The organism is Streptomyces sp. NPDC048383 (assembly GCF_040651775.1).
Classification (GTDB): domain Bacteria; phylum Actinomycetota; class Actinomycetes; order Streptomycetales; family Streptomycetaceae; genus Streptomyces.
This window is the reverse complement of record NZ_JBEZKS010000010.1, coordinates 34560-56883: the sequence shown is the minus strand read 5'-3', so window position 1 is coordinate 56883 and position 22324 is coordinate 34560. Positions and strand designations below refer to the sequence as shown.

Here is a 22324-nt window from a genome sequence, read left to right as displayed (position 1 = left end):
GACTACAGCTCCCGTGTGGCGAACGCGCCCCGGAGGCCGGCTCCGCGCTCATTACGCGGCAGCCGTGCCGGACCGGACGTCAGCCGCGGCGCCCGGGAGCGTGACGGGAGAACCCCGCATGCTCAACACCGAAAACGAGAACACCCCCGCCGCCGACAGCGGCAGCCCCAGCGACAACCTGCCCCCGCGCAGGCGTCGTCGCGCCGCTTCCCGGCCCGCCGGCCCGCCCGGCGGCGGCGTCGCCGCTGCCGAGACCCCCACCGCGGAAGCCCCCGCGCCCGTGGTCGAGGAGCCCGCTGCCGCTCCGGCGCCGCGTGCCCGTCGTCGTGCCACCCGCGCCGTCGCCGCTCCGGCCGCCGTCGAGGCGGTCGCCGAGCCCGTGGTGGAGGCCGCTCCGGTCGCCGAGCCCGTGGCCGCGCCTGCGGTCGAGGAGCCCGTGGCGGCTCCGGTTTCCGCCCCGCGTGCCCGTCGTCGTGCCACCCGGGCGGGGACCGCTCCGGAGGCGCCCGTCGCCGAGCCCGTCGTGGAGGCCGTCCCCGCGCCCGTGGTCGAGGAGCCCGCCGCCGCTCCGGCGCCGCGTGCCCGTCGTCGTGCCACCCGCGCCGTCGCCGCTCCGGCCGCCGTCGAGGCGGTCGCCGAGCCCGTGGTGGAGGCCGCTCCGGTCGCCGAGCCCGTGGCCGCGCCTGCGGTCGAGGAGCCCGTGGCGGCTCCGGTTTCCGCCCCGCGTGCCCGTCGTCGTGCCACCCGCGCGGTGACCGCCCCCGAGGCGCCCGTCGCCGAGCCCGTCGTGGAAGCCGCGCCGGCGCCCGTCGCCGCTGCCGCGGCCGAGGACGAGGTCCCGGCCGCCGCTCCGCCGCGTGGCCGTCGTCGTGCCACCCGCGCCGTCGCCGCCCCGGCCGTCGTCGAGGCGCCCGCCGCCGAGAGCGCCGTCGAGACCCCGGCCGTCGTGCAGGAGGCCCCGCGGGCCGCCGCCCGCGCCGTGACCGTCGCCGACGCCGTCGACTCCCCGAAGCGCGGCGGTCGCCGCCGCGCCACCCGCGCCGGCTCGCCGGCCGCCCCCGCGCAGCCCGAGTCCGACGCGGCCGCCGCCCCGGCCCAGAACCGCGCCGCCCGCCGCGCCGCGCGTCCCGCCGTGGCCGTCTTCCAGGCCCCGGTCTTCGCCGAGCCGATGTTCCAGACCCCGGAGACCGCCGCCATGGCGGCCGCGGCCGCCGCCGCCTCCCCCGCGGAGGAGGTCGAGGAGGAAGAGGACGAGACCGAGGTCGAGGTCCTGGCCCCGGCCCCCGTGGAGCAGCCCGCCGGTCGCCGGCGCCGCCGTCGTGGCGCCGCCGCCGAGCCCGTCGCCGCACCGGCGCCCGCCGCCCCCGCGACCGGCGCCCCCGTGTCGCTGGCCGACGTCGAGCTGCTGGACGAGGAGCAGGACGCCGAGGCGGCCGACCTCGACGAGGACGAGGCCGACGAGTCGGGCGAACGCCCCTCGCGCCGTCGCCGTCGCGGTGGCCGTCGTCGCCGTCGCGGTGAGTCCGCCGACCTCGACGAGTCCGCCGAGGAGGAGACCGGCACCGCCGAGGAGCCCGAGGAGGAGGACGCCGACGACGCGGACGACGCCGAGCTCGGTTCCTCGTCCAGCCGTCGCCGCCGTCGCAGGCGCCGTCGCAGCGGTGAATCCGCCGCCGAGGCCGAGACCGCCGAGGACGACGGCGTACGCACCGTCGTCAAGGTCCGCGAGCCGCGTCCGGCGCGCGAGCGCGGCGAGTCCACCTCCGGCTCCACCTCCTCCGACGAGGTCCAGTCCATCAAGGGCTCGACCCGCCTGGAGGCCAAGAAGCAGCGCCGCCGCGAAGGCCGCGAGCAGGGCCGCCGCCGCGTCCCGATCATCACGGAGGCCGAGTTCCTGGCCCGCCGCGAGGCCGTCGAGCGCGTCATGGTCGTCCGCCAGGCCGGCGAGCGCACCCAGATCGGCGTGCTGGAGGACAACGTCCTCGTCGAGCACTACGTCAACAAGGAGGAGGCCACCTCCTACGTCGGCAACGTCTACCTGGGCAAGGTCCAGAACGTGCTGCCGTCCATGGAGGCCGCCTTCATCGACATCGGCAAGGGCCGCAACGCGGTCCTGTACGCCGGTGAGGTCAACTTCGAGGCGCTCGGCATGGCCAACGGGCCGCGCCGCATCGAGTCCGCCCTCAAGTCCGGCCAGTCGGTCCTGGTGCAGGTCACCAAGGACCCGATCGGCCACAAGGGTGCCCGCCTGACCAGCCAGGTCTCGCTGCCCGGCCGCTACCTGGTCTACGTGCCCGAGGGCTCGATGACCGGCATCAGCCGCAAGCTGCCCGACACCGAGCGCGCGCGTCTGAAGACCATCCTCAAGAAGATCGTCCCCGAGGACGCGGGCGTCATCGTGCGCACCGCCGCCGAGGGCGCGAGCGAGGACGAGCTGCGCCGCGACGTCGAGCGCCTGCAGGGCCAGTGGGAGGACATCCAGAAGAAGTCGAAGCAGATCTCGACCTCTTCGCCGAGCCTGCTGTACGGCGAGCCGGACATGACCGTCCGGGTCGTCCGCGACATCTTCAACGAGGACTTCTCGAAGGTCATCGTCAGCGGTGACACCGCCTGGGAGACCATCCACGGCTACGTGAACCACGTGGCCCCGGACCTTGCCGACCGGCTGTCGCGCTGGACCTCCGAGGTCGACGTCTTCGCGACGTACCGGATCGACGAGCAGCTCGCCAAGGCGCTCGACCGCAAGGTGTGGCTGCCCTCGGGCGGCTCCCTGGTGATCGACAAGACCGAAGCGATGATCGTCATCGACGTCAACACCGGCAAGTTCACCGGTCAGGGCGGCAACCTCGAAGAGACCGTCACCAGGAACAACCTGGAGGCGGCCGAGGAGATCGTGCGCCAGCTGCGGCTGCGCGACCTGGGCGGCATCGTCGTCATCGACTTCATCGACATGGTCCTGGAGTCGAACCGGGACCTGGTCCTGCGACGGATGCTGGAGTGCCTGGGCCGCGACCGCACCAAGCACCAGGTGGCCGAGGTCACCTCGCTGGGCCTGGTCCAGATGACCCGCAAGCGGGTGGGCCAGGGTCTGCTGGAGTCCTTCTCCGAGACCTGCGTCCACTGCAACGGGCGCGGTGTCATCGTGCACATGGAGATCCCGACCGTGGTCGGCGGCGGTGGCAACGGCAAGCGTGCCAAGCGCCGTGGCGGCCGTGGCACGGAGCACGACCACGACCACGAGACGGTCGAGGCCCTCGGTACCGACGGGTTCGAGGCGGACGCGGAGATCGAGTCGGAGACCGAGGCCGAGGTGGCCGCCGAGGCCGCCGCGCCGCGGGCCCTGCCCGAGCCGGAGTTCGTCGCCGACGAGGAGCTGTACGGCAGCGCCGCCGAGGCGGAGGCCGCGGCCGGTGTCAGTGGCCGTCGCAACCGCCGTCGCGCCACCCGCAAGGCGACCGCTCCGGCGGGTGCCCCGCGCGGTGCGGTGCGGCCCGCCGCGAGCCCGGTGACCCCGGTGGTCGAGGACGAGCCGGTCGCCGAGCCCGCCGACACGGTGCTGGAGCCGGCCCCCGAGGCCGTCGCGGTCGTCGAGGCGGTCGCCGTCGAGACCCCGCAGGCCCCGGAGGTTCCCGTCGAGGAGGCCGCGCCCAAGGGCCGGACCCGTCGTCGCGCCACCCGTAAGGCGACCGCTCCGGCGGGCGCCCCGGCCGGCGAGGCCGCTGCCCCGGAGGCGCCTGCCGCCGTCGAGGCCCCGGTGGCCGTCGAGCCGGAGCCCGTCGCCCCGGTCGTGGCCGAGGAGGCCCCGGCCGTCGTCGAGGCCGCACCGGCCGTCGAGGCCGCACCGGCCCGGCCGCGGCGTCGCGCCGTCCGCAAGGCCACCGCACCCGCGGGTGCGGCGGAGGCGGCCGTCGTGGTGGTCGAGAGCGCCGCGGGCGACGTCGCCGAGCCGGTGACCGCTGCCGAAGTCCCGGCCGCCGAGGCCGAGGTCGACGCCGAGGTCGAGCAGGCTCCGGTCAAGAAGGCCCGTAAGGCGCCGGCCAAGAAGGCGACGACCACGGCCGCGAAGAAGGCCCCGGCCAAGAAGGCGGCGGCCGCGAAGAAGACCGTCGCGAAGAAGACGACGGCCAAGAAGACCGTGGCGAAGCGGGCGACGAAGAAGACCGCGGCGGCGGAGCAGACGCTCCCGTCCGTCTCGGCTCCGACCGACGAAGCCTGATCCGCTCCACGCCGTTGGCCCCGCCGGAAGGCGGGGCCCACGGCCGTGCGGGGGCCGGTTTGACCCTCCGGAACCAGCCCCGTAACCTAGACCGTCGGCGTGTCTTGAACGATTACCGTTCAACGTGCGTCGCGCTCCTGAGCACCTTCCTCCCACATCGTCCGCGCGAGCGGACGGGTCACGGGAGAGGCCGCTCGTCCAATCCGGATCACCGTGGGCCCCGGCCCGCGTGAGTGGCTGGCTTCAGGAGCATCCGTCCCGAGTGAGAGAGAGATCCGCGTGTACGCCATCGTGCGCAGCGGTGGTCGCCAGCACAAGGTTGCTGTCGGCGACATCGTTGAGGTTGACAAGATTTCCACTGCCAAGGTTGGCGACACGGTCGAGCTCTCGACCCTGCTCGTTGTCGACGGCGACGCCGTGACCAGCGACCCGTGGGTGCTGGCCGGGATCAAGGTTCAGGCCGAGATCGTGGACCACCACAAGGGCGCCAAGATCGACATCCTGCGCTACAAGAACAAGACCGGCTACCGCCGTCGCCAGGGTCACCGCCAGCAGTACACGGCGATCAAGGTCACCGGTATCCCCACGGCTGCGAAGTAAGAGGGACTGAGACATGGCACACAAGAAGGGCGCATCGTCCACCCGGAACGGGCGCGATTCCAATGCTCAGCGGCTCGGCGTGAAGCGCTTCGGCGGTCAGGTCGTTTCCGCTGGTGAGATCCTCGTCCGCCAGCGCGGCACCCACTTCCACCCGGGTTCGGGTGTGGGCCGTGGCGGCGACGACACGCTGTTCGCGCTGCTTCCCGGTGCCGTCGAGTTCGGCACCCACCGCGGTCGCAAGGTCGTCAACATCGTTCCGGCCGCCTGATTCAGCTCCTGCTGATCAAGGCGTACTGAACTCCCCGAGGGCGGATCTCAACTCTTCCCGGCGCATGCCGGGAAGAGAGGTCCGCCCTCGGCGCGTTGTCATATCGACACGTTTAATGGGTAGCAAGGCCTACCCGGGACATTCCCGCATGTATCTGGAGGAACAACCATGACCACCTTCGTGGACCGCGTCGAGCTGCACGTCGCCGCGGGTAACGGGGGCCACGGCTGCGCCTCCGTTCACCGGGAGAAGTTCAAGCCGCTGGGCGGCCCCGACGGCGGCAACGGCGGCCGTGGCGGCGACGTCATCCTCGTGGTGGAGCAGGCGGTCACCACCCTGCTGGACTACCACCACAGCCCCCACCGCAAGGCGACCAACGGTCAGCCCGGCGCCGGCGACAACCGCTCCGGCAAGGACGGCCAGGACCTGATCCTGCCCGTGCCGGACGGCACCGTCGTCCTCGACAAGGAGGGCAACGTCCTCGCCGACCTCGTCGGCCAGGGCACCACCTACGTCGCCGGTGAGGGCGGTCGCGGCGGCCTCGGCAACGCCGCGCTCTCCTCGGCCCGCCGCAAGGCGCCCGGCTTCGCGCTCCTCGGCGTCCCCGGAACCACCGGTGACATCGTCCTGGAGCTCAAGACCGTCGCCGACGTCGCACTGGTCGGCTTCCCGAGCGCGGGCAAGTCCTCGCTGATCTCGGTGCTCTCCGCCGCCAAGCCGAAGATCGCGGACTACCCCTTCACCACCCTCGTCCCGAACCTGGGCGTCGTCACCGCCGGCTCGACCGTCTACACCATCGCCGACGTCCCGGGCCTGATCCCGGGCGCCAGCCAGGGCAAGGGCCTCGGCCTGGAGTTCCTGCGCCACGTCGAGCGCTGCTCGGTGCTGGTGCACGTGCTCGACACCGCCACCCTGGAGTCGGACCGCGACCCGCTCGCCGACCTCGACGTCATCGAGGAGGAGCTGCGGCTGTACGGCGGCGGCCTGGAGAAGCGGCCCCGCCTCGTCGTCCTCAACAAGGTCGACATCCCCGACGGCCAGGACCTCGCCGAGATGGTGCGCCCCGACCTGGAGGCCCGCGGTTACAAGGTCTTCGAGGTCTCCGCGGTCGCCCGCACGGGCCTGAAGGAGCTGTCGTACTTCCTCGCGGAGGTCGTCGCCAAGGCCCGCGCCCGCAAGCCGAAGGAGGAGGCGACCCGCATCGTCATCCGTCCGAAGGCCGTCGACGACTCCGGCTTCACCGTCACCTACGACGAGGTCGAGGACGTCTACCAGGTGCGCGGCGAGAAGCCCGAACGCTGGGTCCGTCAGACCGACTTCAACAACGACGAGGCCGTCGGCTACCTCGCGGACCGGCTCAACCGCCTCGGTGTCGAGGAAGCGCTGAAGAAGGCCGGCGCCCGCGCCGGTGACGGCGTCGCCATCGGCTCCGACGAGAACTCGGTCGTCTTCGACTGGGAGCCGACCATGATGGCCGGCGCCGAGATGCTGGGCCGCCGCGGCGAGGACCACCGCCTGGAGGCACCGCGCCCGGCCACCACGCGCCGCAAGGACAAGGAAGCCAAGCGCGGCGACTCCTCCCAGCAGGAGTACGACGAGTTCCGCCCGTTCTGATCCGGCGGTTCCGGGGACTTGAAGCCGGCTTTACACCGTTCGCCTAGGATCCTGCGGGTGAACAGCAGCAATTCCGGCACCGACGCCGCCCCCGCCGTCTCCGTGGTGGTGATCGCGTACAACGACGCCGGGCTCGTGGGCGAGGCCGTTTCCTCGGCCCTCGCCCAGGGCCCGGTGGTCGCCGAGGTCATCGCGGTCGACGACGCCTCCTCGGACGGGACCGGCCGGGTCCTGGACGAGTTGGCGGCCCTCCACCCCCGGCTGAAGGTCGTCCACCGCACCGACAACAGCGGCGGCTGCGGCACCCCGCGCAACGACGGGATCGCCGCCGCGAGCGCCCCGTACGTCCTGTTCCTGGACAGCGACGACGTCCTGCCGCCCGGCGCCGCCGCGGCGCTGCTGGCGGCCGCCGAGGAGCACCGGGCCCCCGTCACCGTCGGCGCGTGCGTGCGCCGCGAGCTGCCCGAAGGGCGCGACGTGCCGTGGATGCCCGGGCTGCACACGCCGGGCGAGGTCATCGAACGGCCCGCCGACCGGCCCGAACTGGTCCGCGACACGCTCTGCGTCAACAAGCTGTACGAGCGCGCCTTCCTGGAGGAGCACGGCATCCGCTTCCCGGACGGCCGCTTCGTCTACGAGGACTTCCTCTTCACCGCCCGCGTCCTGGCCGCCGCCCCCCGCATCGCCGTCATCGGCGACCTCGTCTACGTGTGGCACGTGCGCCGCAGCGCCGCCCGGAAGTCGATCTCCCTCGACCGCGCCGACGTCAGCAACTGGCGCTCGCGCGTCGAGGCCCACCGGGCCGCCTCCGCCACCCTCGCCGAGGCCTCCGCGGACCTCGGCCGGGCCTGCCAGGTCAAGTTCCTGGACTACGACCTGCGCATGTACCTGCGCGAGCTGGGCCAGGACTCCGGCTACCGCGCCGCTTGGTGGGACCTCACCCGGAGCTACCTGGCGGCCTTCGCCGAGGCCGACGTCGACGCCGCCCCCGCCCGCGCCCGGTGGACCGCCCGCGTGCTGCTGGCCGCCCCGGCCCCGCCCGCCGACGTGGAGCGGCTGACCCGTCTCGCCGCCGAGCCGGCCCGGCTGCCGCCCCCGTACGCCGGCGACCCGGCCGGGCTGCCGGTGTGGAGCGCGGAACTGCCCGTTCCGCTCGACGGGCTCGCCGAGCTGCCCGTCGCCGAACTGCCCGTCACCCTCGACGCCGAGCCCGCCGCGGGCGGCGCCGTCCGCCTGCGCCTCCACGACCTGTACGGCCGCCTCGCGCAGGCCGGGCCGCTGACCGTCGCGCTGACCTTCCACCCCCGCACCGGCGGGGATCCCGTACCGGCCCGTCCGGTGGAGCTGAGCCCCGACGGCGACGGCTGGACGGCCGTCATCCCGCTGCGGCCCGCCGCGCTCGCCGCCCTCGGCCGCCGCCGCGGCCTGCGCGGCATGCAGGCCTGGGACGTCCGGGCGGGCGTGCACTGCGCCGACGGGAGCTCCCTGATCACCTCCCTGCGCCCCCTCGGCGCCCTGCTCCGCCGTCGGGCACTGCCCAGCAGCCGGTACGGTGTTCTGCTGGCGCAGCCCTACCGGACGGCGGCGGGAGCACTGGCGCTGCGCCTGGCCCCCGGAGCCGGGGGCGCCCTGACCTTCGTACGCAACCGCCTCGACCGCGCCCGCACGCGCCGGTCACGCTAGAGCTCGGGAGATACGCATGACATTTCTGATCACCGGTGGCGCCGGTTACATCGGCGCGCACGTCGTTCGCGCGATGCTGCTCGCCGGGGAGGAGGTCGTGGTGCTCGACGACCTCTCCACGGGCAACGAGGACCGGGTCCCGGAGGGCGTCCCGCTGGTGGTCGGCTCGGTCCTGGACCGGCTGGTGCTCGACGAGACGATCCGCCACCACCACATCACGGGCGTCGTGCACCTGGCGGGCAAGAAGCAGGTCGGCGAGTCCGTCGAGAAGCCGATGTACTACTACCACGAGAACGTGCAGGGCCTGACGGTGCTGCTCCAGGCCGTGGCCGCCGCCGGCATCCGCAACTTCCTGTTCTCCTCCTCCGCCTCCGTGTACGGGATGCCCGACGTGGATTCGGTCACCGAGGAGACGCCCTGCCGGCCGCTGAGCCCGTACGGCGAGACCAAGCTGGCCGGCGAGTGGCTGGTGCGCGCCGCCGGCAAGGCGCACGGCATCTCCACCGCCTGCCTGCGCTACTTCAACGTGGCGGGCGCGGCCACCCCCGAGCTGGCGGACACCGGCGTCTTCAACCTGGTCCCGATGGTCTTCGAGCGCTACGACGCCGGCGAGGGCGCCCGCATCTTCGGCGACGACTACCCGACCCCGGACGGCACCTGCATCCGCGACTACATCCACGTCGAGGACCTCGCCGACGCCCACGTGGTCGCCGCGCGCCGGCTCGCCGAATGGGGTGCGGTCGGCGACCACAAGGACCTCACCGTCAACATCGGGCGGGGCGAGGGCGTCTCCGTCAAGGAGATGGTCGAGCTGCTGAACGAGGGCACCGGGCACACCCACGCCCCGGTCGTCACCCCGCGCCGCCCCGGTGACCCGGCGAAGGTCGTCGCCTCGGCCGACCGGATCGCCGCCGAGCTGGGTTGGAAGGCCCGGCACGACGTACGCGAGATGATCACCTCGGCGTGGGCCGGCTGGGAGGCCAACAAGGCGGGCGCCCGCCGGGACCCGCACAAGGACGTCCACGCGGTCTGACGCCACGGCGCCGACGAAGCCGCCCGCCCCGGAACGGTCCGGGGCGGGCGGCTTCGTCGGTACTGCGGGGGCTCAGCGGTCCAGGAACGCGAACAGGGTTTCCCAGCGGTCGGTGATCTCGGCACTGGAGAAGCGCCGCACGTGACGGAAGCCCGCGTCGCCGAGCCGGTCGCGCAGGGCCGCGTCCGACATCAGGGCGTCCAGGTGCCCGGCGAGTTCCATGGTGTTGCCGAGGCGGGCCAGCAGCCCGTCCTCGCCGTGCTCCACGATGGCCCGTACGCCCGGCGCGCAGTCGAAGGCGGCCACCGGCAGGCCCGCCGCCATCGCCTCCAGGAGGGTGATCGGGAAGCCCTCGGCGCGGGAGGCCTGGGCGAAGACCGAGGCCTCGCGCAGGGAGCCCAGTACGTCGTCGGTGCTGCCCATCCACTCCACGCAGTCGTCGAGCCCCAGCGAGGCGCAGTGCGCCCGCAGGGACGTCTCCTCGACGCCGGCGCCGTAGATCCGCAGGGTCCAGTCGGGGTGGTGCGGGGCGGCGTCCGCCCACGCGTCGAGTAGCAGGTCCACGCCCTTCTCGAAGGCGAGGCGGCCGACGCTCGCGACGACCTTCGCGGTGCGCGGGGCGGGGGAGTCCGGCATGAACGGCAGCGGGTTCGGCATGCTGTCGACGTTCTCCATGCCGGCCCGGATCCACAGGTCCGCGTCCTCCGGGGTCAGCACCAGCAGCCGGTCGACCTCGCGGTAGTGCCGACGGACCCGCTCGCCCCGGGTGGACTTCTGGCTGGCCTCGAAGGACTCGTGGCTCATCCCGATGACCGACAGCCCCTTGGTGTCGGCGAGGGCCACCCACTCCATCGCCCAGACCTGGGTGACGATGACCACGGCGCCGGGCCGGGCCGCGCGGAACAGACCGCTCAGCGTCTCCGCCCGGTCGCGCATCCCGGCCCGCCGGGCCGCCTGCCGGCGACGCTCGGGGGCGTTCAGCCGGCCCTTGATGCCGCGCAGCCGGCGGGCCTTCGGCGGGTGGGTGTCGTAGAGCGTCGTCGTCGCGTACGGCAGGTCGGCCGGCAGCTTCTGCCGGATCTCCTCGGCGACGGGAGCGATGCCGACGACGTGCACCCGGTGCCCGCGGTCGGTCAGCAGCCGGGCCATCTGGTGCGACCAGGTGGTGACCCCGCCGAGTTCGTCCACGCTGTTGGAGACGAGGAAGACGTCGCGGCCGCCCGGCGCCGCGGACCCGTGGGGCTGGAGGCTCACTTGCCGCTCCTGGTGAAGAACTTCTCGACGATCTGGCGGGCGGCGTCGCCGCGGTCGTACTCGCCGAACTCGGTGAGGAAACGCTGACGGGCCTCGGCGTACTTGGCGTCCGCCTCGTCGAAGGCCGCGACGGCCTGCATCAGCTCGTCGGCCGTGGACACGACGGGGCCGGGCGCCTTCTCCTTCAGGTCGAAGTACGTGCCGCGGATGTCCGTCGCGTACGCCTCGTAGTCGTACGCGAAGAACAGCATCGGCCGGTCCAGCACCGCGTAGTCGAACATCACGGACGAGTAGTCAGTGATCAGCCCGTCGGCCAGGGCCAGCAGCGGGGTGACGTCGTGGTGCCGGGACACGTCCAGGACCCGGCCCGCGACCGACGGCGGCAGCGACACGCTGTTGAGGTAGTGCGTGCGCACCAGCAGGGTGAAGCGGTCGCCGAGCCGGTCGGCGAACTCCTCCACGTCGAAGGGGAACGTGAAGTTCTCCACCGTGCCGTCCGCGTTCGCCCGGAACGTCGGCGCGTACAGCAGCACCTTCTTGTCCGGGTCGATGCCCAGCTCCGCGGCGAGCGGACCGCGCAGCCGCTCCCCGCTGTCCGCCTCGGCGCGGTGCGCCTCGACCAGGGCGTCGTTGCGCGGGTAGCCGGTGCGCAACAGGACCTCGTCGCGCAGGCGGAACCCCTTCGCGAGGGTGCGGGTGTCGTGCTCGGAGCGGATCAGGAAGTGGTCGAAGCGGTCGACGGCCGCCTGGAAACGGTCCTGCCCGGCCTTGCCCTGCGCCTTGGTACGGGGCTCGTGGAAGCCCATCCGCTTGAGCGCGGACCCGTGCCAGGTCTGGATGTACGTGGTTCCGGGGCGCTTGGTCAGGGCCAACGGGAAGCCCTGGTTGTCGACCCAGAACTCGGCCTGCGCGAGCGCCCGCAGGTACGGCCAGCTCCAGCGCCGCACGAGGGTGGCCTCCTTGGGGAAGCCGGTGGGCTTGCCGCCCGCGTACGACCAGATCGCCTCGAACGGCGCGCCGCTGCGGACCAGCTCCTCGTAGATGGCCTTGGGGCTGTCGCTGTACTGCTTGCCCATGTGGCTCTCGAAGACGACCGTGCCCTTCTTGACGGGCAGCTTCGAGAAGACCTCGTGGTAGACCTTCACCTTCTGCTCGCCCGAGCCGATGTTGCGGCGGGCCCGCAGCGCGCGGCGCAGGCCGCGCTTGACCACCCCGGCGGCCCTGCCGTGCATCGCGCTGTTGATCAGCGTCCGGGTGCGGACGGCCGCGGCGCCCTCGGCGGTCAGCACGTACGAGAGGTTGCCCTTCTTCGTCATCTCCGGCTCGAAGCGGTCGGAGACGAGCCGGGTCAGGCGCGGGCGCACGCGCAGCCGGGCCGCCGAGTCGAGGTCGACGGCGCCGACGGACACGCGGGTCGTCATCCGGTCGGCGCCCGCCGTCAACTTGAGCCGGACGTCCCAGACGGCGTCGATGATGCCGAGCGGGCGGACGGTGGCGCCGACGTCGGCCGTCGTGGACCACTCGATCGAGTCACCGGCGTGGCGCACGTGGGTGACCGGGAAGCTGAACGAGCGGACCCCGATCTGCCGGCGGGCCCGGAATTCGAGCGTCGCCTTCAAGTCGCTGTCGGCGGCGATGCGGCCCAGCGGGTTCACGACGGAGCCGGCCAGGGTGACGGTGCCGCGCCCGTCGTCCGCGTAGGAGGTCAGACGGTTGCCGAGGGCCAGGGAGGCGAGCGGGGCGGTGTGGAAGCCCTGGCCGGTGACGTCCAGTATCCGGCGGCCCTCGGCGTCGTCGAGATGGCCCCCGCACCAGTAGACGCGGCCGTCGCGCTCCGCGAGGGGGGAGGACAGCCGGCCCTTGTTGGTCATCGCGTCGGCCGCGGCGAGCAGGTTGTCCCAGTCCTCCTTGCCGAGCAGGTAGGCGCAGATGGCCTGGAGGTGGGTGACGTTCTCGTACGCGGCCGGGTCGAGGTCCGCGAGGTAACCGTTCGCCAGCCGGGCGAACTGCTGCCGGTAGTCGTGACCGAGGAGCGGCAGGTCACGCAGGTGCAGCACCAGGTCGTGCTTGAGGAACTTGGCGTCCTTCGCCGACTTGATCGCGGTGTGGCCGTTGGCGGCGAGCAGGTCGTCGACGCGGCGGTGGATCTCCATCCGGTGGACGAAGTTCGCGATCTCGTGGCGTCGGTTGCTGATCGACTTCGCCGCCGCCTTCTCGACCACGTTCCAGAAGTAGACGTGGTTCGGGATCAGCGTGATGCGGCGGGCGGCCACGTAGGCCTGCGCGGAGAACAGCAGGTCCTCGTAGTGGATGCCGACCGGGAACTCCAGGCCCTGCTCCAGCAGGAACGCGCGCCGGTAGCACTTGTTCGTGGAGAGGGTGTCGTAGACCAGCAGGTCCGGGTACTCGGTGATCGACTCCAGCGTCCGGGTGCGCGAGTAGATCCACGGGTACCACTCGGTGGTCTTGTTCCACCGGTTGTCCAGGTGCACGCGCACGCACATGCCCGACACCAGGTCGGAGCCGGTGCGCTCGGCGGCCGCCAGCATGTTCCGGCAGGCGTTGCGCTCCAGTACGTCGTCACTGTCCAGGAACATGACGTACGTGCCCGTGGCCTGCTTGATGCCGTGATTGCGCGGCGCGCCGCAGCCGCCGCTGTTCTCGGGCAGCCGGAAGGCGCGCACCCGCCCCGGATGCGCCGCTTCCAGCTCCTTGGCGACCGCGTAGGACCCGTCCTTGCTGCAGTCGTCCACGATCACGACTTCGACCCCGCGCAGGGTCTGGTCCAAAACCGACTGGACGGCTGTCGGCAGACGCTCTGCGTCGTTGTAGACGATGACGACCACGGAGACGTCAGGCACGTGCACCTCGATCCCTTCGTTCCATTCCGCTTATCCCGTCAAAGCTACCGTGTACCGCACGCGACTCCGGCAGGCCGGCCACCGGCGTGCATACTTCTGAGGAAGAGGTGAGTGGCGGGTCCGGTCGCCGACAATCACCCGTTCGGACCCACCAGGAAGTACTCATGACCAAGCTGTCGGTAGTCGTCCCTTGTTACAACGAAGAAGCAGTGATCGACAGCTTCGACGCGGAGATCAGGCGGGTGCTCGACGCCCTGCCCGTCGAGTACGAGGTCTGCTACGTCGACGACGGCAGTCGTGACGGAACTCTCGAGAAGCTCCGCAAGATCGCCTCCGAGTGCCCCGACCGGACCCGGTACGTCTCCTTCAGCCGCAACTTCGGCAAGGAGGCCGGCATGCTCGCCGGTCTGCGCGAGGCCACCGGCGACGCCGTCGTCATCATGGACGCCGACCTCCAGCACCCGCCCGAGCTGATCGCCACCATGCTGGAGCACTACCGGCAGGGCCACGACCAGATCATCGCCCGCCGCACCCGCGAAGGCGACAAGAAGCTCCGCTCGGCCCTGAGCCGCCTCTACTACCGGGGCGTCAACCGCTGGGTCGACGTCGAGCTGGCCGACGGCGTCGGAGACTTCCGCATGCTGTCCCGGCCGGCGGTGGACGCCCTCCTGGCGCTCCCCGAGTACAACCGCTTCTCCAAGGGCCTCTTCTCCTGGATCGGCTTCGACACCGTCCACTTCGACTACCGCAACGCCCAGCGCGGGGCCGGCGAGACGAAGTGGAAGTTCGGCAGCCTGCTGAACTACGGCATGGACGGGCTGATCTCGTTCAACAACCGTCCGCTGCGGATCGGGATCTGGCTCGGCGTGTCGCTCGTCGGGCTGACCGGCCTGTATGCCCTGTGGATCACCGTCATGGCGATCACCAACGGCATCGACTCCCCGGGCTACGTCACCCTCGTCGCGATGATCGCCGGCATCGGCGGCATGCAAATGATCATGCTGGGCCTGATCGGCGAGTACATCGGCCGCATCTACTACGAGACCAAGCGCCGGCCCCACTTCCTGGTCAAGGAGGCCCACGGAGCCGAGCGCATGCCCGAGATCTCCGAAGCCGTGATCGCGGAGCGCAGCCGAGGATGACGAAGAAGGAACAGCTCGGCCAGATCTTCCGGTTCGGCCTCGTCGGCGGCGTCAACACCTGCAGCTTCTTCGGGTGCTACCTGCTCCTGCACCCGTGGATGCCGTACTTCGCCGCCTACACCCTGGCCTTCCTGCTGTCGATGATCGGGTCGTTCTTCATGAACACCTACTTCACCTACCGCACCCGGCCCACCTGGAAGAAGTTCCTCTTCTTCCCGCTGACCAACGTCACCAACTACGTCATCCAGTCCGTCGGCCTCTACGCCCTGGTCAGCTGGGCCGGCATGGACACCCGGATCGCGCCGCTCGTCGCGGCCGTCGTCGCCATCCCCTTCACCTTCCTGCTGTCCCGCAGGATCCTGGTACCCGGCGCCCCCCGCGAAGCGGAACCCGCACCGCGGCCGCCGTCCTCGTCCACGGTCTGAAACCGCCGAGCGCGCGCTCACGGCCACCCCGTAGATTGGGCGGGTCGGCCGGACCAACCGTCCGGCCGTCCGGCAAGGGGCAAGGGGACAGACGTGTCAGCGGCAAGGCAAGGCGTGCTGGACGCCCGCAGGATCGTGGTCAAGGTCGGTTCCTCGTCCTTGACCACGGCCGAAGGCGGACTCGACGCCGACCGGGTGGACGCCCTGGTCGACGTACTGGCCAAGGCGCGCGGCGGCGGGGAGAAGGAGATCGTCCTGGTCTCCTCCGGAGCCATCGCCGCCGGACTCTCCCCGCTCGGGCTGCGCCGCCGGCCCAAGGACCTCGCCCGCCAGCAGGCCGCCGCCAGCGTCGGCCAGGGCCTGCTCGTCGCCCGGTACACCGCCTCCTTCGCCCGCTACGGAATCCGCGTCGGCCAGGTCCTGCTCACCACCGACGACACTAGCCGGCGCGCGCACTACCGCAACGCCTACCGGACCCTCGACCAACTCCTGGCCATGGGCGCGCTGCCCGTCGTCAACGAGAACGACACCGTCGCCACCGACGAGATCCGCTTCGGCGACAACGACCGGCTCGCCGCCCTCGTCGCCCACCTGGTCCGCGCAGACCTCCTCGTCCTGCTGTCCGACGTCGACGGCCTCTACGACGGCGACCCCTCGCAGCCCGGCACCACCCGCATCGACGAGGTGCGCGGCCCCCAGGACATCGCCCACGTCAGCATCGGCAGCGCCGGCAAGGCGGGCGTCGGCACCGGCGGCATGGTCACCAAGGTGGAAGCCGCCCGGATCGCCGCCGCGGCGGGCATCCCCGTCGTCCTCACCTCCGCCAGCCAGGCCGCCGACGCGCTCTCCGGCCGCCCGACCGGTACGCACTTCCACGCCACCGGCCGTCGCTCCGCCGACCGGCTCCTGTGGCTCCAGCACGCCTCGACCCCGCAGGGCCACCTCGTCCTGGACGACGGCGCCGTCCGCGCCGTCACCGAACGCGGCAGCTCCCTGCTGCCCGCCGGGATCGCCGCCGTCGAGGGGGACTTCATCGCGGGGGACCCCGTGGAGCTGCGTTCCGCGGACGGCCGCGCCGTCGCGCGGGGCCTCGTCAACTTCGACGCCAAGGAGCTCCCGCAGCTCCTCGGCCGCTCCACCCGCGAGCTCGCCAGGGAGCTCGGACCGGCGTACGAGCGGGAGGTCGTACACCGTGACGATCTGGTGCTGCTCCAGGGCTGAGGTTCGGCAAAACCGCCGCGCGGGGGGCCGGGGACTGGTCAACTGTGAGGGGCGGACAGGCGTAGCGCAGACAGGAGGCGGCTGGTGAGACGAGCGCTGACCAGCGTCGGCACCGGGGACGGCCACGGCCGGGGGAACGGGCACGGAAACGGGGACGGGGACGGGGACCACGGCCACGGGGACGACGGCCACGGGGACCGGGACGAGTCCCGCCTGTGGCACATCACCCTAAGCGTCTCCGGAAAGCCCGCACCCCTGTCGGAGGTCCGGCGCGGGCTGGAACAACTCGCCCACGACCACCCCTTCCTGCTGACCAGCCGGTACGCCGACGACCACGCGGAGATCCGCTACTGGGAGGAGGCCCGCGACCTCCACGACGCGGCGGCCGTCGCCCTGCGCCTATGGGGCGAACACCGCTCCTCGGCACAACTACCGCCCTGGGAGATCGTCGGCCTGGAGGTCATCGACCGCGCGACCTACCACCAACGCGTGGCGGAGGGCTACGGCCCGCCCCCGGCGCACCCGGTGGGCGTCCACCCGTACTAGGCGGGGACGGGGCGCCCGAAGTCCCCGTCGTCCGACGTCGGAGCCCGGCCCATCCGGCCCCGCCGGCGTTCGAGGCGCGGGGTCCGGGGCGGAGCCCGGCCCCCGACCGGCGGGAGCCGGGGGAGCAGCCCCGCGCAGCGTCCCGCGCCCCCGTCTCGGGGGATGGAACCCCTTCGGACCCGGCCGGACCGGGGACTACCCTGACCGCATGACCTCGCTCGACGACGCCCCCGCCACCACCCCCGTCCTCGCCACCGCGCAGCGGTCCCGTACGGCGGCCGCCACCCTCGCGCCACTCCCGCGGTCCGCCAAGGACACGGCCCTGCTGGCCATCGCGGACGCCCTGGAGGCCCGTACGGCGGAGATCGTCACCGCCAACGCCGTGGACACGGCCAAGGCGCGCGAGGCCGGTACGAGCGAGACGGTCATCGACCGCCTCACCCTCACCCCGGAGCGGATCGGGGCCATCGCCTCCGACGTGCGCGACGTCGCCGCCCTCCCCGACCCCGTCGGCGAGGTCGTCCGCGGCTCGACCCTCCCCAACGGCATCGACCTCCGCCAGATCCGGGTACCGCTCGGCGTCGTCGGCATCATCTACGAGGCCCGCCCCAACGTCACCGTCGACGCCGCCGCCCTCTGCCTGAAGTCCGGCAACGCCGTTCTCCTGCGCGGCAGTTCGTCCGCCTACGCCTCCAACACGGCCCTCGTCGCCATCCTGCGCGACGCCGTGGAGAGCGTCGGCCTGCCCGCCGACGCGATCCAGCTCGTCCCCGGCGAGTCCCGCGACTCCGTCCGCGAACTGATGCGCGCCCGCGGCCTCGTCGACGTCCTCATCCCGCGCGGTGGCGCCTCCCTCATCAAGACCGTCGTCGAGGAGTCGATCGTCCCGGTCATCGAGACCGGTACCGGCAACTGCCACGTCTACGTCGACGCCCAGACGGACCTCGGCATGGCGGTGGACATCCTCGTCAACTCCAAGGCGCAGCGGCCCTCCGTCTGCAACTCCGCCGAGACCCTCCTCGTGCACCGCGACATCGCCGACGCGTTCCTCCCGCTCGCCCTCGACGCCCTCGCCGACGCCGGCGTCACCGTCCACGGCGACGAGCGGGTCCTGGCCGCCGCCGAGGGCACCAAGGCCACCGCGCTGCCCGCCACCGACGAGGACTGGGCCGCCGAGTACCTGTCCTACGACATCGCCGCCGCCGTCGTGGACTCCCTCGACGACGCCGTCACCCACATCCGGCGCTGGACCTCCGGCCACACCGAGGCGATCGTCACCACCTCCCAGGCCGCCGCCCGCCGGTTCACCCAGCTGGTCGACTCCACCACCGTCGCCGTGAACGCCTCCACCCGCTTCACGGACGGTGGCCAGTTCGGCTTCGGCGCCGAGATCGGCATCTCCACCCAGAAGCTGCACGCCCGGGGCCCGATGGGCCTTCCCGAGCTCACCTCCACCAAGTACATCGTCACCGGCGACGGTCACATCCGGTAACCGCCCCGGGAACACGCTGTGGCCGGATGCCGGCGTACGCCTGCCCAAAGCCGCCCCCCAGGTCTACGCTGGTGCTGTGCCGGACGACGTGGGGGGCAAGCCGTTCCCGGACGACGGGGCCCCCGAAGACGATGCAGACGACCGCGGAGGCGCGGAACACGACTTCGCCTCCGTGGTGTTCGACGAGGCCTTCGTCCGGAACGCCGAGATCCATGAACCGAGCGCCGCCGAGCGCCAACGGGCCGCCGACCGGGCCCGCGCCGAGGCCGAGGCCGCCCGCGTCGCCGGAGGCTGGAACGGCGACGACGACCACGGCTACGGCCACCCCGACGGCTACGGCCTCGACGACCCCGGCTGGGACCCCGACCACCACGGCTACGCCGAAGGCCCGTACGGGGCCTACGGCGGCAGCCTGCGCCCCTACCGCGGCCGGTCGCCGTGGCTGCGCCCGGTCGCCTGGGTGCTCGCCTTCGTCATGGGGCTCGGCATGGTCGCCCTCGCCTTCAGCGCCGTGTACCGCAACACCTCCGGCGAAGCGGACCCCACCCCGACACCCGCCAGCACCCCGCTCAGGGAAGTCGGGGACGTCGGCGCGTTTACGTACCCCGTGGTTCGCCAACCCTGAAGGTACGACCCCGCTTGCGCGAACCGGAGACGGGGGCTTCTCTGAAGCGGGGACAGCGGGGAGAAGCGATGGCCGTTCCAGGAGATCCACCAGGCGGCACCCCTGACGGCATCGGCGGGGGCGATGACGAACCGCGCCCGGACGAGTACCGGTCGGTGGTGTTCGACGAGGACTTCGTCCGCGCTGCCCGGCTCCAGGAGTACTCCGCCGAGGAACGCATGGGCGAGCACGCCCGGGCCGTCCGCAGCCGCTCCCTCTGGTCGGCCGGCGGAGCCGCCGCCGGGCAGGGGACGAGCACTCCGGGGCGCGGCGCCCGCCAGGGCATGCTCCTCGTCCTGCTCATCGCCACCGCCTTCGCGGTCGCCGTCTACATGGGCCTGCGCAACCCGTACGTCCCACCGCCCGGTGGCACCGCCGAGCCGCTCAGCAGCGTCGTCGTCCCCCTCGCCCCGGCCGAGCCGGTGCCCGGCGGGAAACCCGCCGAGCTGTACGAGAGGAGCCGGGCGGCCGACTACCGGGTCGGCGCGGCCGGGATCACCCTTCCGGCCCTGCGCCGCACGCACCACTTCACCGAGGGGCAGGTCGTCGCCGCGCTGTCCATCGCCAAGGACTACCTGGTGCAGTCCTCGCTGGACCCCGACGTGCTGTCCGGGACCGCCTCGCGGCCCGTCCGGGTCCTGCTCGACCCCGGTCAGCTCACCCAGTTCGACCGGAGCATGACCGCGCCCGCCGGGGACGGCGGGCACGCCGCGACCGGCTGGCTCGTCCGCTTCGACCCGACCGTCGCCCTGGTGGCCGACACCAGGGTCAGGGTCAGCGGCACCCTCGCCTTCCGGGAGCTGACGCCGGAGGCCCTGGAAGTGACCACCGACCACACCTTCGTGTACGCCGTCCGCCCGGCGGGCGGCGCGCCGGCCGGCGCCGACGGGGCCTCGCTGTTCACCGTCCGGCGCGAGCTGCGGATGCGCATCGACAAGGACGACCTCACGGCCCGCCGCACCGAGCTGACCTCCGCCTACGTGCTCGCCGGCCCGCAGGACTGCGCCAGTGACCCCGCGGGCGGCTTCCGCCCGCTGACGGCCGGGGCGGCGCCCACCACCGTGGGCCCGCCCGCGACCGATCCGTACACCGACGGCAGGCCCCGGCGCACGGCCGGGCTGTGCGGGGTACTGGCTCCGGGCGCGGCGCCCACGGCGCAGCCGCCGCCGGCGCCGCTCGTGCCGGCGCCCGCGCCGCAGGTGGCGGTTCCCGTCAGCCCTGCTCCGGCCCCGTAGCGCCCTTGCCATCGGTACCGCCGCCGGCGGTACCCGTACCCGTACCCGATCCGGATCCCGTGCCCCCGCCGGCCCCGGCTCCGGTGAACCGGTCGCGGAGCTTGCCGCCGAGGTCACCCGCGCCGCCGGCGATGTCCCCGACCAGCTTCATCAGCGGGTCCTTGCTGGTGCGCACGGTGTCCGCGTAGTGCGAGGCCGACTGGCGGAAGGAGTCGGTCACCGAGGTGTCCTTGTCCTCCTCGCGCCGCGGGTAGTGGCCGTCCATGATCCGCTGGTAGTCGCGGTGCTGGGACCACTTCTTCAGCTCGGCCGCGCGGACCGTGGTGAAGGGGTGGGTGCGCGGCAGCACGTTGAGGATCTTCAGCACGGAATCGCGCAGGTCCCCGCTCTTCTCGTACTCGTCCGCCTGGGCCAGGAACGCGTCGACGTTCATCTCGTGGAGGTGGTTGCCGCCCGCGATCTTCATCAGGCCGCGCATCGAGGCGTTCAGGTCCTGGCCGACCAGCAGACCGGCCCGGTCCGCGGACAGCTCCGACTTGCGGAACCACTCCCGCAGCGCGGTGACCAGCGCCATGATCGCCACGTTGCCCAGCGGGATCCACGCGACCTTCAGCGCCAGACCCGTCAGGAACAGCAGGATCGTGCGGTACACGGAGTGCCCGGACAGCGCGTGGCCCACCTCGTGGCCCACCACCGCCCGCATCTCCTCCTCGTCGAGCAGCTCCACGAGGCCGGTCGTCACCACGATGATCGGCTCGTCCAGGCCGATGCACATGGCGTTGGGCGTCGGGTCCTGCCGCACGTACATCTGCGGGACGGTCTCGAGGTCCAGGATGTAACAGGCGTCGCGCAGCATCCCGTGCAGGTGCGGGAACTGCGTCTCGCCGACCCGCACCGAGTCCGACAGGAAGAGCAGGCGCAGACTGCGCTCCGGGAGCAGCCCGCTCAGGGTTTTGAACACCGTGTCGAAGCCGCTCAGCTTGCGCAGCGCGACCAGCGCGGAACGGTCCGCGGGGTGCTCGTACGCCCGTGAGGAGATTCCGGGGAACCTCCTGCGATTGCGTGCCGGTGCCTTCTCGAAACCCGTGTCCGTCATAGCGCCTCCCCCTCGATCGACCTGTGCCCTGTGGCGTCCATCCTCTCCAACGACTGAGTCGGCGTGAGCGTGCCCAGGGGCCCCGCTTACGATGTGAGCGAAGTCTCCGCACGCTCCCCGACTCGATAGGTATCTGCCTGATGAGCCTCTCCACCACCGCCCACAACATGGTCGTTCTCGCATCGGGGGGCGCCGAGCACGGCAGCAACCACGACAGCCTGAGCCCCTACCTCACCGGTGGCGCTGCGTTCGTCATCCTGATGCTGATGCTCTGGGTGACCACGCGCCTGAACCGCGACCGCTAAGCCCCTCCGTGCACGCGGCACCGGGCCAGTAGGCTCTGCGCTCATGGGAGAGCAGGAAATGCCTACCGGCCCGGTCAAGCGCCGGCTCGGCGTGATGGGCGGGACATTCGACCCGATCCACCACGGCCACCTCGTGGCCGCCAGTGAAGTCGCCGCGCTGTTCCACCTCGACGAGGTGATGTTCGTACCGACCGGTGAGCCCTGGCAGAAGTCGCAGCGGGCCGTGTCGCCCGCCGAGGACCGGTACCTCATGACGGTCATCGCGACGGCCTCGAACCCCCAGTTCTCGGTGAGCCGCATCGACATCGACCGCGGCGGCCCGACGTACACGATCGACACCCTGCGGGACCTGAGCGCGCTCAACGACGACGCCGACCTGTTCTTCATCACCGGCGCCGACGCCCTCGCCCAGATCCTGACCTGGCGCAACGCCGAGGAACTCTTCTCCCTCGCGCACTTCATCGGAGTGACCCGCCCCGGCCACGTGCTCACCGACGACGGACTGCCCGAAGGCGGCGTCTCCCTCGTCGAGGTCCCCGCACTGGCCATCTCCTCCACGGACTGCCGAGCCCGGGTCGCCCAGGGCGATCCGGTCTGGTATCTCGTTCCCGACGGTGTGGTGCGCTACATCGACAAGCGTGAGCTGTACCGGGGAGCCTGAGCTTCCGG

The 22324-nt window shown here is 72.3% G+C and carries 18 protein-coding genes; 15 read left to right on the top strand and 3 right to left on the bottom strand.

Annotated elements, in window-relative coordinates:
* Positions 1-118 precede the first annotated feature (118 nt).
* From AB0D46_RS09955 to galE, 6 genes are all read left to right on the top strand, one after another.
* Positions 119-4216, top strand: a complete 4098-nt coding sequence (locus AB0D46_RS09955; protein ID WP_362876796.1) for an Rne/Rng family ribonuclease — start codon at positions 119-121, stop codon at positions 4214-4216.
* A 279-nt stretch (positions 4217-4495) separates the two neighbouring features.
* On the top strand, positions 4496-4816 hold the full coding sequence (rplU, locus tag AB0D46_RS09950) for a 50S ribosomal protein L21 (protein ID WP_030159347.1): 321 nt from the start codon (positions 4496-4498) through the stop codon (positions 4814-4816).
* Between the two features lie 13 nt (positions 4817-4829).
* A complete protein-coding gene (rpmA, locus tag AB0D46_RS09945; RefSeq protein ID WP_362876795.1) occupies positions 4830-5084 on the top strand; it encodes a 50S ribosomal protein L27 in 255 nt (84 codons plus the stop codon).
* 168 nt (positions 5085-5252) lie between these two features.
* A complete protein-coding gene (gene obgE, locus AB0D46_RS09940) occupies positions 5253-6698 on the top strand; it encodes a GTPase ObgE (RefSeq protein ID WP_362876794.1) in 1446 nt (481 codons plus the stop codon).
* A 51-nt stretch (positions 6699-6749) separates the two neighbouring features.
* A complete protein-coding gene (locus AB0D46_RS09935; protein WP_362876879.1) occupies positions 6750-8381 on the top strand; it encodes a glycosyltransferase in 1632 nt (543 codons plus the stop codon).
* Between the two features lie 16 nt (positions 8382-8397).
* Positions 8398-9414: a UDP-glucose 4-epimerase GalE gene (galE, locus tag AB0D46_RS09930; protein ID WP_362876793.1), complete on the top strand. Its 1017-nt coding sequence runs from the start codon at positions 8398-8400 to the stop codon at positions 9412-9414.
* Between the two features lie 72 nt (positions 9415-9486).
* Here galE and AB0D46_RS09925 read toward each other — a convergent pair whose 3' ends face one another.
* Both AB0D46_RS09925 and AB0D46_RS09920 read right to left on the bottom strand, forming a co-directional pair.
* Positions 9487-10668: a glycosyltransferase gene (locus AB0D46_RS09925; protein WP_362876792.1), complete on the bottom strand. Its 1182-nt coding sequence runs from the start codon at positions 10666-10668 to the stop codon at positions 9487-9489.
* The gene (locus AB0D46_RS09920) at positions 10665-13535 is read right to left on the bottom strand and encodes a bifunctional glycosyltransferase family 2 protein/CDP-glycerol:glycerophosphate glycerophosphotransferase (protein ID WP_362876791.1); all 2871 of its coding nucleotides are present in this window, start codon (positions 13533-13535) and stop codon (positions 10665-10667) included. The genes AB0D46_RS09925 and AB0D46_RS09920 overlap by 4 nt, the downstream gene beginning before the upstream one ends.
* A gap of 158 nt (positions 13536-13693) precedes the next feature.
* On the opposite strand from AB0D46_RS09920, the gene AB0D46_RS09915 reads away from it, so the two are divergent.
* The 7 genes from AB0D46_RS09915 (at position 13694) to AB0D46_RS09885 (ending at position 20254) form a co-directional block, all read left to right on the top strand.
* Positions 13694-14671 (top strand): glycosyltransferase family 2 protein, encoded by a 978-nt coding sequence (locus AB0D46_RS09915; protein WP_362876790.1) that lies wholly within the window; start codon positions 13694-13696, stop codon positions 14669-14671.
* Positions 14668-15096, top strand: coding sequence for a GtrA family protein (locus AB0D46_RS09910; RefSeq protein ID WP_362876789.1), 429 nt, complete (start codon positions 14668-14670; stop codon positions 15094-15096). The genes AB0D46_RS09915 and AB0D46_RS09910 overlap by 4 nt, the downstream gene beginning before the upstream one ends.
* A gap of 93 nt (positions 15097-15189) precedes the next feature.
* Positions 15190-16317 (top strand): glutamate 5-kinase, encoded by a 1128-nt coding sequence (gene proB / locus AB0D46_RS09905; RefSeq protein WP_362876788.1) that lies wholly within the window; start codon positions 15190-15192, stop codon positions 16315-16317.
* Positions 16318-16398: 81 nt separating this feature from the next.
* Positions 16399-16863, top strand: coding sequence for a hypothetical protein (locus AB0D46_RS09900; protein WP_362876878.1), 465 nt, complete (start codon positions 16399-16401; stop codon positions 16861-16863).
* 208 nt (positions 16864-17071) lie between these two features.
* Positions 17072-18355 (top strand): glutamate-5-semialdehyde dehydrogenase, encoded by a 1284-nt coding sequence (locus tag AB0D46_RS09895; RefSeq protein WP_362876787.1) that lies wholly within the window; start codon positions 17072-17074, stop codon positions 18353-18355.
* A gap of 76 nt (positions 18356-18431) precedes the next feature.
* Complete coding sequence (locus AB0D46_RS09890; protein WP_362876786.1) at positions 18432-18980, top strand: hypothetical protein; 549 nt, start codon at positions 18432-18434, stop codon at positions 18978-18980.
* Between the two features lie 68 nt (positions 18981-19048).
* Complete coding sequence (locus AB0D46_RS09885) at positions 19049-20254, top strand: hypothetical protein (protein ID WP_362876785.1); 1206 nt, start codon at positions 19049-19051, stop codon at positions 20252-20254.
* On the opposite strand, the gene AB0D46_RS09880 is transcribed toward AB0D46_RS09885, so the two are convergent.
* Positions 20232-21350, bottom strand: coding sequence for a M48 family metallopeptidase (locus AB0D46_RS09880; protein ID WP_362876784.1), 1119 nt, complete (start codon positions 21348-21350; stop codon positions 20232-20234). The genes AB0D46_RS09885 and AB0D46_RS09880 overlap by 23 nt on opposite strands.
* A 140-nt stretch (positions 21351-21490) precedes the next feature.
* Between AB0D46_RS09880 and AB0D46_RS09875 the strand changes: the two genes are divergently transcribed.
* Both AB0D46_RS09875 and nadD read left to right on the top strand, forming a co-directional pair.
* Positions 21491-21655 carry a hypothetical protein gene (locus tag AB0D46_RS09875; RefSeq protein WP_362876783.1) on the top strand — a complete coding sequence of 55 codons (165 nt, stop codon included), beginning with the start codon at positions 21491-21493 and terminating at the stop codon, positions 21653-21655.
* Between the two features lie 43 nt (positions 21656-21698).
* Positions 21699-22316: a nicotinate-nucleotide adenylyltransferase gene (gene nadD / locus AB0D46_RS09870; RefSeq protein WP_281206789.1), complete on the top strand. Its 618-nt coding sequence runs from the start codon at positions 21699-21701 to the stop codon at positions 22314-22316.
* The last annotated feature ends 8 nt before the right edge of the window (positions 22317-22324 follow it).

Bases quoted from the DNA above. Each gene is read 5' to 3' on its own strand.
- AB0D46_RS09955 (WP_362876796.1), top strand. From the start codon at position 119: ATGCTCAACACCGAAAACGAGAACACCCCCGCCGCCGACAGCGGCAGC.
- rpmA (WP_362876795.1), top strand. From the start codon at position 4,830: ATGGCACACAAGAAGGGCGCATCGTCCACCCGGAACGGGCGCGATTCC.
- obgE (WP_362876794.1), top strand. From the start codon at position 5,253: ATGACCACCTTCGTGGACCGCGTCGAGCTGCACGTCGCCGCGGGTAAC.
- galE (WP_362876793.1), top strand. From the start codon at position 8,398: ATGACATTTCTGATCACCGGTGGCGCCGGTTACATCGGCGCGCACGTC.
- AB0D46_RS09915 (WP_362876790.1), top strand. From the start codon at position 13,694: ATGACCAAGCTGTCGGTAGTCGTCCCTTGTTACAACGAAGAAGCAGTG.
- AB0D46_RS09910 (WP_362876789.1), top strand. From the start codon at position 14,668: ATGACGAAGAAGGAACAGCTCGGCCAGATCTTCCGGTTCGGCCTCGTC.
- AB0D46_RS09895 (WP_362876787.1), top strand. From the start codon at position 17,072: ATGACCTCGCTCGACGACGCCCCCGCCACCACCCCCGTCCTCGCCACC.
- AB0D46_RS09885 (WP_362876785.1), top strand. From the start codon at position 19,049: ATGGCCGTTCCAGGAGATCCACCAGGCGGCACCCCTGACGGCATCGGC.
- AB0D46_RS09880 (WP_362876784.1), bottom strand. From the start codon at position 21,350: ATGACGGACACGGGTTTCGAGAAGGCACCGGCACGCAATCGCAGGAGG.
- AB0D46_RS09875 (WP_362876783.1), top strand. From the start codon at position 21,491: ATGAGCCTCTCCACCACCGCCCACAACATGGTCGTTCTCGCATCGGGG.
- nadD (WP_281206789.1), top strand. From the start codon at position 21,699: ATGGGAGAGCAGGAAATGCCTACCGGCCCGGTCAAGCGCCGGCTCGGC.